The sequence below is a fragment of the Allocoprococcus similis genome, from assembly GCF_054660775.1.
On sequence record NZ_BAAHSG010000025.1, the window covers coordinates 1 to 7,726 of the forward strand.

At 44.0% G+C, this 7,726-nt stretch carries 13 protein-coding genes; all 13 read right to left on the reverse strand.

Features of this window, described 5'->3' with window-relative positions:
• A partial coding sequence (locus tag ACYQ5K_RS11105; protein WP_459777592.1) for a Gp15 family bacteriophage protein occupies positions 1–176 on the reverse strand: 176 nt, incomplete at its 3' end.
• 6 nt (positions 177–182) lie between these two features.
• Positions 183–626, reverse strand: a complete 444-nt coding sequence (locus ACYQ5K_RS11110) for a DUF6673 family protein (protein ID WP_459777576.1) — start codon at positions 624–626, stop codon at positions 183–185.
• A gap of 23 nt (positions 627–649) precedes the next feature.
• Entirely contained in the window at positions 650–1,153 is a 504-nt protein-coding gene (locus ACYQ5K_RS11115; RefSeq protein ID WP_459777577.1) for a hypothetical protein, read from the reverse strand.
• Between the two features lie 13 nt (positions 1,154–1,166).
• Positions 1,167–1,589 carry a hypothetical protein gene (locus tag ACYQ5K_RS11120; protein WP_459777578.1) on the reverse strand — a complete coding sequence of 141 codons (423 nt, stop codon included), beginning with the start codon at positions 1,587–1,589 and terminating at the stop codon, positions 1,167–1,169.
• Positions 1,576–1,959 (reverse strand): hypothetical protein, encoded by a 384-nt coding sequence (locus tag ACYQ5K_RS11125; RefSeq protein ID WP_195196649.1) that lies wholly within the window; start codon positions 1,957–1,959, stop codon positions 1,576–1,578. The genes ACYQ5K_RS11120 and ACYQ5K_RS11125 overlap by 14 nt, the downstream gene beginning before the upstream one ends.
• 1 nt (position 1,960) lies before the next feature.
• Complete coding sequence (locus ACYQ5K_RS11130; protein ID WP_459777579.1) at positions 1,961–2,365, reverse strand: DUF6751 family protein; 405 nt, start codon at positions 2,363–2,365, stop codon at positions 1,961–1,963.
• The gene (locus ACYQ5K_RS11135) at positions 2,349–2,696 is read right to left on the reverse strand and encodes a head-tail connector protein (protein WP_118199370.1); all 348 of its coding nucleotides are present in this window, start codon (positions 2,694–2,696) and stop codon (positions 2,349–2,351) included. Before ACYQ5K_RS11135 ends, ACYQ5K_RS11130 begins: the two co-directional genes overlap by 17 nt.
• Positions 2,697–2,707: 11 nt before the next feature.
• On the reverse strand, positions 2,708–3,568 hold the full coding sequence (locus tag ACYQ5K_RS11140) for a hypothetical protein (protein ID WP_459777580.1): 861 nt from the start codon (positions 3,566–3,568) through the stop codon (positions 2,708–2,710).
• Between the two features lie 18 nt (positions 3,569–3,586).
• Positions 3,587–4,150: a phage scaffolding protein gene (locus tag ACYQ5K_RS11145; RefSeq protein ID WP_118199372.1), complete on the reverse strand. Its 564-nt coding sequence runs from the start codon at positions 4,148–4,150 to the stop codon at positions 3,587–3,589.
• Between the two features lie 211 nt (positions 4,151–4,361).
• Positions 4,362–4,676, reverse strand: a complete 315-nt coding sequence (locus tag ACYQ5K_RS11150; RefSeq protein ID WP_459777581.1) for a YjcQ family protein — start codon at positions 4,674–4,676, stop codon at positions 4,362–4,364.
• A 10-nt stretch (positions 4,677–4,686) separates the two neighbouring features.
• Positions 4,687–4,938 carry a hypothetical protein gene (locus ACYQ5K_RS11155; protein ID WP_459777582.1) on the reverse strand — a complete coding sequence of 84 codons (252 nt, stop codon included), beginning with the start codon at positions 4,936–4,938 and terminating at the stop codon, positions 4,687–4,689.
• Positions 4,931–6,655: a phage minor capsid protein gene (locus ACYQ5K_RS11160; protein ID WP_459777583.1), complete on the reverse strand. Its 1,725-nt coding sequence runs from the start codon at positions 6,653–6,655 to the stop codon at positions 4,931–4,933. The genes ACYQ5K_RS11155 and ACYQ5K_RS11160 overlap by 8 nt, the downstream gene beginning before the upstream one ends.
• A 1-nt stretch (position 6,656) precedes the next feature.
• Positions 6,657–7,726 (reverse strand): phage capsid protein (locus ACYQ5K_RS11165; RefSeq protein WP_459777584.1); only part of this gene is annotated, 1,070 nt, incomplete at its 5' end.

Below are 7,726 nucleotides of genomic sequence, written 5' to 3' on the forward strand. Positions count from 1 at the left end.
TCCGGAATCTGATCCAGATACCACTGCAACAGAAGTCCGCATTTGATCCGCCACGGAACCGAGTCGTCTTCAGCCAGCTCCGTAAAACGGATCCATTCACGGAAATCTGTCACGATCGGGTAGTACTCCCCGTTCACCTTGACTTCTTCCGGAAACTGCTCATATAAAATATTCATGCTCTGCTACCTTCCGGTATTGGAATATTTTCCCTTACCATACTGTTTCTGGTAGTTTCTTCTCTGCTGACGGTTTCCATTTGGCTGTGACTGCGGATGCGGGAACTGCTGCGTTGTATTTTGATTTGGTACATACTTATCATATTTATCGTCCAGTTTCTTTGCTTCTGCTGTTTCAAAGTCTAACAGTGATTCTGCCGCTTCAGTGCACAGCTTGATGCTGTTCTTTCCGCAAAGGATACGCTCCCCGGCTCCATCGCCAAAAAGGGTATCGAAGAACACATAAAAACACGTGCACTGCGCACGGATGATATCACTCTGCTTTCCGGTTATGGGAACCTTTTTCCCTGCTTCAAACATTTCTGCTTTTGCTTCCTCTAACACATCTAAAAAATCCGCATCCGTGAAATCCACGTCCGCTTCAAAATCTCCAAATTTCCAAAGGCTCATAGGCTCACTCTCCCATTTCTTCTTTATTCTCCGCCAGCAGTGAATGTACAGGTCCTCCATCCGTCTGTGGTGGTTGCAGTACCCTTTGTGATTTCTCCGGCCGCTTTAAAGCTGCCTTTGTAGATCAGGGCATCCGTACCGTCCCCTTCTGTATCTGGAATTACACTCCATGTTCTCTTTCGTGCGGTACAAGTTGTTTCCGATGTCTTCTGCTCAAACAAATCTACCACCACAATATCAACCTGTGCTTCTGTTCCGAGAATCTCATCATCGGTAATTGCTGCAATCTTTTCATGTACCGGATCATTGGTATACCGGTCAAATTCGTAATCGATAGCCGGTGCGTAACCAACTACGTCCGATCTTTCAGATGCTTCATCCACATACTGCCGGCTGTACTCTGTCGAATTCTTTCCATCCGACAGCGATGTAAATCCCGTCATTCTGGTAAATGTTTCTCCTGATCCGTTAGCATCCATAAAAGCCACTCTCTTATGTCTGCCAACTAACATTTTTTCACTTGCCATTTTTTCACACTCCTTACTTATAAATCAATCTGCATATCATCTGATACCGTCCCAGATCGACCTCTGTACTAAACAAATAGCCGGACTGCAGCACTTCCACTCGAATAGCATCGTGCCCTTCCAGCTCTGGAACAATATCATTCAGATTATTCTGTTCTGTCCACTCTTCAAAGTTCTGATAAAAACCACTGTTGGCAATACCGGTTCTGGCATCCCCATCGTAGGCCTCCTTACTTGTCAGAGCGAACTGGAACTGTTTCAGGCAGCTCCCATCCACATATCTCTTGTAAATTGGATCTGCTCCAATCGGATCAATGGAATATTCCATTCCGTCACCCAGATAATCAATGTTGATCTTCCGGTTATCGATATCCGGATACATCCTCACATATTCCCGGATGCTCTCAATAATCGTTTTTCTTTTACTGTCCGGCAAGTTTCTCAGCTCCTTCCCTGATGGCATCTTTGTGGCTTGCCTTCATTGTCTCAAACCATCTCGCCTTGGTTTTATGCTCGTAATACTGCCGGCGGGCATATGGGGCAAGGTATTCAATAGAACCAGAACCAACCACCGTACCAAGCGTCCCGGACTTAATCAGCATCCCGGTTCTTCTCGGTGTCAATGGATTCATGTAGCGCAGACACTCGGAATCCACAAATGCCTGCGCCCTTGAAAATCCCTCCGCTTTTTTCTGTGCGAATCCCGGAGCCCATTCCAGCCGTGCCGTGGTAGAACCATTCTTACCAGTCACCGTAAATACACTGCCTCTCGGCGTTGTGATCCGGAATTCTTTCTTTCCAGCCATCTTACTCGCCTCCGATCCGCCAATGCGGAACCGTACCAAACCGGTTGTCCGACCAGCTTGTAACCTTGCAGTGCTTCTGGAACACGGCTTTCAGATCTGCAGGCTTTTCAATCTCAATCTGACACTCTCCCAGGACAATCTGATCATCATTCTGTATGGTCCAGTATCCATAACCGCCACAGCAAGCGAACTGATCCGGCGGAAGATACTGCCCTGCTTCCGGAATATCCGCGGGAATCCGGATTTTGTAAACCTCCGCACTTTTCAGTCCATTATCCGTAACTGCAGTCTTATGGTCCACATGGACGTGGACACCATGCAGAACGGTTCGGATCCAGGTATCGTAATGTGTGGAATCACCGCTTATTCTGTTATAAATTGTAATATCACTATTCGTAATCATCATCCACCACCAGATCCATAAGTCCTGTATTTACCAGATATACTTCTGCAATCCTGTACAGCATCGAATCTACTGATCGGCTTACATCAAACGATACTGAATACCCATCGTTGTTCTCAGATGTTATTCCATCTCGCTGATCATACTTATATGCACAATCACACATCTCACAAAGTGCTGTCTTTGCCTTTGCCGGCCAAGCACCTTCTTCCATTCGGTCAAATGTATATCGGTTCAACCTGGCACTCATTTTTACTTCGACAGATTTCCAATGGCTCTCTGGAATCAAAGAGCCACCAAAAGAATCCTTATAGTATTCATATGTTACATTCACCTAATCACATCCTACTCTGCTACAGCAGTATGAACATAGATACCATCCTTTTTGTTGTCTTTGCATTCTGCAATTCCAACTGTTCTGTATCCGAATTTCCATCCATCTGCAGTCTGGTTCTGATCCGGAGAAATAATCTTAGATACAGTGTGTTTCTGGTACTGAATTGCAGCCTGCTTATCAACAATCAGGAAGTTCATTGCAACTGCACCGGTTTCTTTTGTAAATCCTCCGGCACCAGAAGCATTCAATTTTACCTTATCGTAAAATCTTCCTGACGGAACCTTAATGATTCCCGCGAATCCTTCAATTGCTTTTTTAGATGCAGTTGTGTCCAAGTCCTCAATCATTCCATACACTGTCGGGTTGATGAACAGATAGCATGTACTAAGATTTGCCTCGGCATTCTCAATCTTTCCTCTTGCAGTTCTAAGTGCTGCTAAAGCTTCTTTTCCTGTTGCAAGAGCAGCCTTTACTGTTGTAACACCTGGAATCTGTGCATAAGATGCCAGTCTGTATGCATCAAGTTCCGGTACAACCTGGGTTCTTAAAAATTCCCCTGAAAGACGTCCGAATGCAATTCCGGCAGATTCAATGTTATCCATTGCATCCACATTAAACATACGACCTCTGTCATAAGCACATTTCTTTGTCTCATAATCCAGAGTCACGTCACCGGCTACATAACCAGTGCTTTTGTTATAATCCGCAAGCCCCTGCATAGATAACTTTGGAATCAGGATCTCATTTGCGTTTGCTCCCTCTTTTACCAGCTCATTCGGTCCATCCAGAACAGCTGTTAATGATGATAATTTATACACCTCATCCAAAAGTGTTGAATACTGTTTTCTAAGTGCAATCGTATTTGCCATTCTTCCTTACCTCACTTCCTATTTTTCCGGCAGTCCCATAGCAGCTCGAAGTGCAGCAACATCATCCGCTCCCGGATCTGCACCGCCACCGCCGCTTGTACCGCCAACCGGATTATTGATTGGTTCATTTGCTCCGAACAAATATCCATCAGACTTCTTGACATCCTCAAGTGCCTTCTTGATATCTTCGGACTGATTCTTAGATTCTTTCAGAGCATCGATATTCAGCATTGCGATAACCGCCTTTTCATTTCTTCCGCCGGCAGCCTTAACTGCTTCTTTAACAGAATCCATAAATACACGGTCAGCTTCTTTTGCTGCATATTCATCATCCTTCGCCTTCAGATCACCCTGAAGCTTTGTGATCTGTCCCTGCAGATCTTTCACATCCACGCCTTCAAATTCTTTCAGCCTGGTATTTACATCATCCAATGAAGCCTTGTAGTTGTCCCTCTGGGTAACTGCGTTATCGTACTCGCTTTTAGTACGATAATTTTCTTTCCAAGCCTTATCGAAATCTGCTTTCTTATCTGCTGGGACTTCCATTCCATACTCTTTCAAAATCTCATGAATATTTTTCATCGTTACATTCCTCCTGAAATATTTTATTGACCGCTCTTTCAGCGGTATGGGATATAGCCGGGTAGACCTCCGGCATGGTAGTTGTCCAGTTTAATGCCATATGACAGGGCATAAAAATAAGACGCTTACCCCTGCGTCTCAAAGGGAGATATTTGGACCACCTCCTAAAAATGAGTACAAAAATACCACCGGTCATTTCGACTGGTGGCAACTACGGAATCAAATCCGTTATTCCTTTTGCTGCTTTATACATCTTCTGCATGATACTGTTTTCACTCAAATATTCAAGACCTTTCAAAGTAATCCGAATATCTTCCGCATTAACGTTTGTCTCTCCAGTTATATACTTCTGGATTGTTACCCCTTTGATATAACCGGCATCTAAAAGCATCTCAATATATTTATTCCAACGTTCATTGGATATTCTCAACGTCTCCGAACTAATACTATCTAAATTGCATTCTTCCAGATCCATTGATTTTTCCAATGCAGAAAGTATCTTGTAAATGATTTTAAAATTATCCATAACGTACCTCCTAGTTCGTTTGATAATATATATCATCTCTTATAGACTCTAGCATATGCGTTTTCGGGGTAGCCTCATAATCCTTTCCCATCCAGTATACGGACTCATCTTCAATGTAATCCATAAAATCAATTTTTGTATCTATATCTACCTCGAATACCCTATTGTTTTCAGATGTTAATACTTTTTGAACTAACGGATTGTCCGCATATTCTTTTTTTAAAAAATCTATTTGCTCTTGACTCAGTTCAAATTTACGCATTGTGCAGTCTCCTTACCAAATCCTTATCCGTCGGATTACATTGAATCAACATCCCGTTTTCCGGATTTATCGAAACAGTTGCTTTCTCACCGATATATCTCTGGCTTATTCTTCCGTTCCTATCAGCTTTTGGATTTTTCAAATCAAGTGGTTTTCTCAGTGCATCTATGATTTCCTCTATCGTTACCCCTGATCGCGGTCTTTTCGTCTTTGGATCTTCCATCGTTCCGATTACACGTTCCAGAAAATGTTTACTCTGACCGGTAATTCTTACGCCATTTGATGTCTTAATGCCAACCACCGTCTTCTCAATTTCCTTATGAAGCTTGACATAATTCTCAAAACTTGACATCGGGGAAATCATTCCTTCTTTAACCGATTTCATATAGGTCTGCAGCAGTTCCCACTTCTTACTGTCATTATATTTCACCTGACCAAACTTTACAAGTGATCCAACGGAATCTCCCAGAACTTCTTTATACCGCTTATACTGTGCGATATCTTTTGAAGCGTTTTGGATCATCTCCGGTGGAAATAGCTTATTCTGCGTTTTACTATTGGTGGCAATTCTTCCTCGTCCATCAATATAAATCCGCTCTCTTTCCTCTTTCAATCCCATTTTCCGAGAAAATGCTGCATATTCGTTAAGCTGTCCCTGATATTTGGCTTTTTGGAGCATAACTTCCTGCCGATCAGCACCGCTGTCCTGAAGCATCTGTACCTTTTCACGTTGCGCCCGCATTGCCGTTTCCATTTGGCGTTGTCTCTGCTTTGCCTCATACAGGGTATACTCTTTGCCCTGGAACTCTTTTGGCTTGCTTTCCTTCCGGTTCTGTTCTTCGAGCCAGTCATCCGACCAGTTGCGTTCCGATATTCCCGGAAAGAACGGATAGTATGTGTGGTAGCAGTTAGCTCCCAGAAGTCCGGTCACGGTGCCAAGTCCACAGACCGAATGCAGCTGCTCCTTTGTCCAGACACGTCCTTGCCATACCGAATGCGCAGGTCGTGCTCCGGCATGCCATTCAACCTCGAAATACTCTGTTCCAAGCTTCTTGGCATTGTAGTCTGCTATTTCTCCGGTAAGATTCGCCACACCAGTCATCACAGCTCTTCTGGCAGCCACTTCTACCCGGCTTGCGTATCCGGATCCGTACTCAATCTTCCGAAGTCCACTGTTCGTCAGCTGCGTGACCACCCGGCGTAATACGCTGCCATAGTCAAATGCTCCTGTCACAATATCAAAACAGGCATTGTCCAGATAATTGGTATAAACTTGTGACAGCGGTGTTAAAACCTTTCTGCCGTTATAATCCAGATAAAATCCAAGTGACTTTGTTACATTTTCCAGATCTTCCAGGCTCTGCTGGATGATCGCATCTGTGATCTGCTGCAATTGCTTATTCTCTTCATACGGAATAAACTCTGCATTGATCTGTTCATAAATGTCCTTATTCCGGACGTATTCCCAGTCGATCACCTTATCGTACAACTCAAACATTTCCGGATAAGACGCATCAAGTGTTTTTTTGATCTCTCTTTCGATATCCTCGGAAGAATACCCAAGAATCCGTAACCGGTTAATCTGCCAGTCCGCTGTACTTGTGATCTCACCAGTCTTTTTAATCCGCCGAGCAATGTCCTGCAAAATCCGTTCTTCCAGGCTTATGTACCGCGCTGTAATCTTACTGGCAATCTTTTCTTTGTAATCATCCCGCATCCTACTCCATCACCTGATTCTGCTCTGGCAGTTTTGCCTTTGCAGTTTCTTCATCCTCGTTGTACCATTTCATCCGGTATTCCAACAAACTCATAACGCCCATGCTTACATCCTGCCGATCTTGCTGTCGTTCCGATTCTTCGTCTGCCAGAATGGAATCATTAAATTCACAGGTAAATTCCACACCGGACATATAAGAACCGTTGTAGAATGCCAAAGCAGTTACAAATCCATTCAGGCACTCTTCCAATTTCCCCTGAATTGCAGTTACACGGTTGTATTTCCTTGTCTTGGAAGCAAGCACCTCAGTAGCTGTCTTATCTACCTCCTGTGCATCGGAAAGATCTCCGTAGGCAAGGCCTACATTGAATTCGATTTCCCGTTTGTATTCTTCCAAACCTCTTCGGAAGGCTTCATCTCGCATCTCTGGAGAATATTCTTTATACAGTTCCTTATCTTTTCCATCATCAAGATTCAGCCCTTTATACAGGCGTTTCTTTAATCTCGGTAAATAGGTCTTTCCACCGCTCTTCTTCAAAGCTCTCTCGTCAATATGGATTGCACGTTCTCCGGAATCGTACTCCCAGTCCAGCCGAGCTCCCTGGATGTCTGCTTTTCTGATCAGGTTCTCTGCGGACTCATAGATCGATACACCACAAGCGGATCCGTCCACCTTATTCTCAATCGGGTTTTGATAATATCCAAAATCCATCTGAACCATCCCTGGATAAATAACCGGTCCCGGAAGAATGTTCGCCCATTCGACCACCTCTTCCAGACTGCAGATCTGCCCGATATCGCTCTGACTCTGCGAATGATAACATTTATTCTCAATCGTCAGGTTCCCATTCGTAAAATAGTGCCGCTCAACTCTGGTATAATAATCATTCTCACCAACACACTTCACAACCAGAAAAGCAATATCATTCGGCGTACCGTCATCCGCAAAACTGATCACAATAAATTTATCCGCCGCAACATATTCTGCTGTATCTGGTCCAAGTGGTCTAAGCACCATTGCTCCAAGTGCCAAACCGGTCTGCAACTTCTTGTTCATGTCTGATAAGCTCT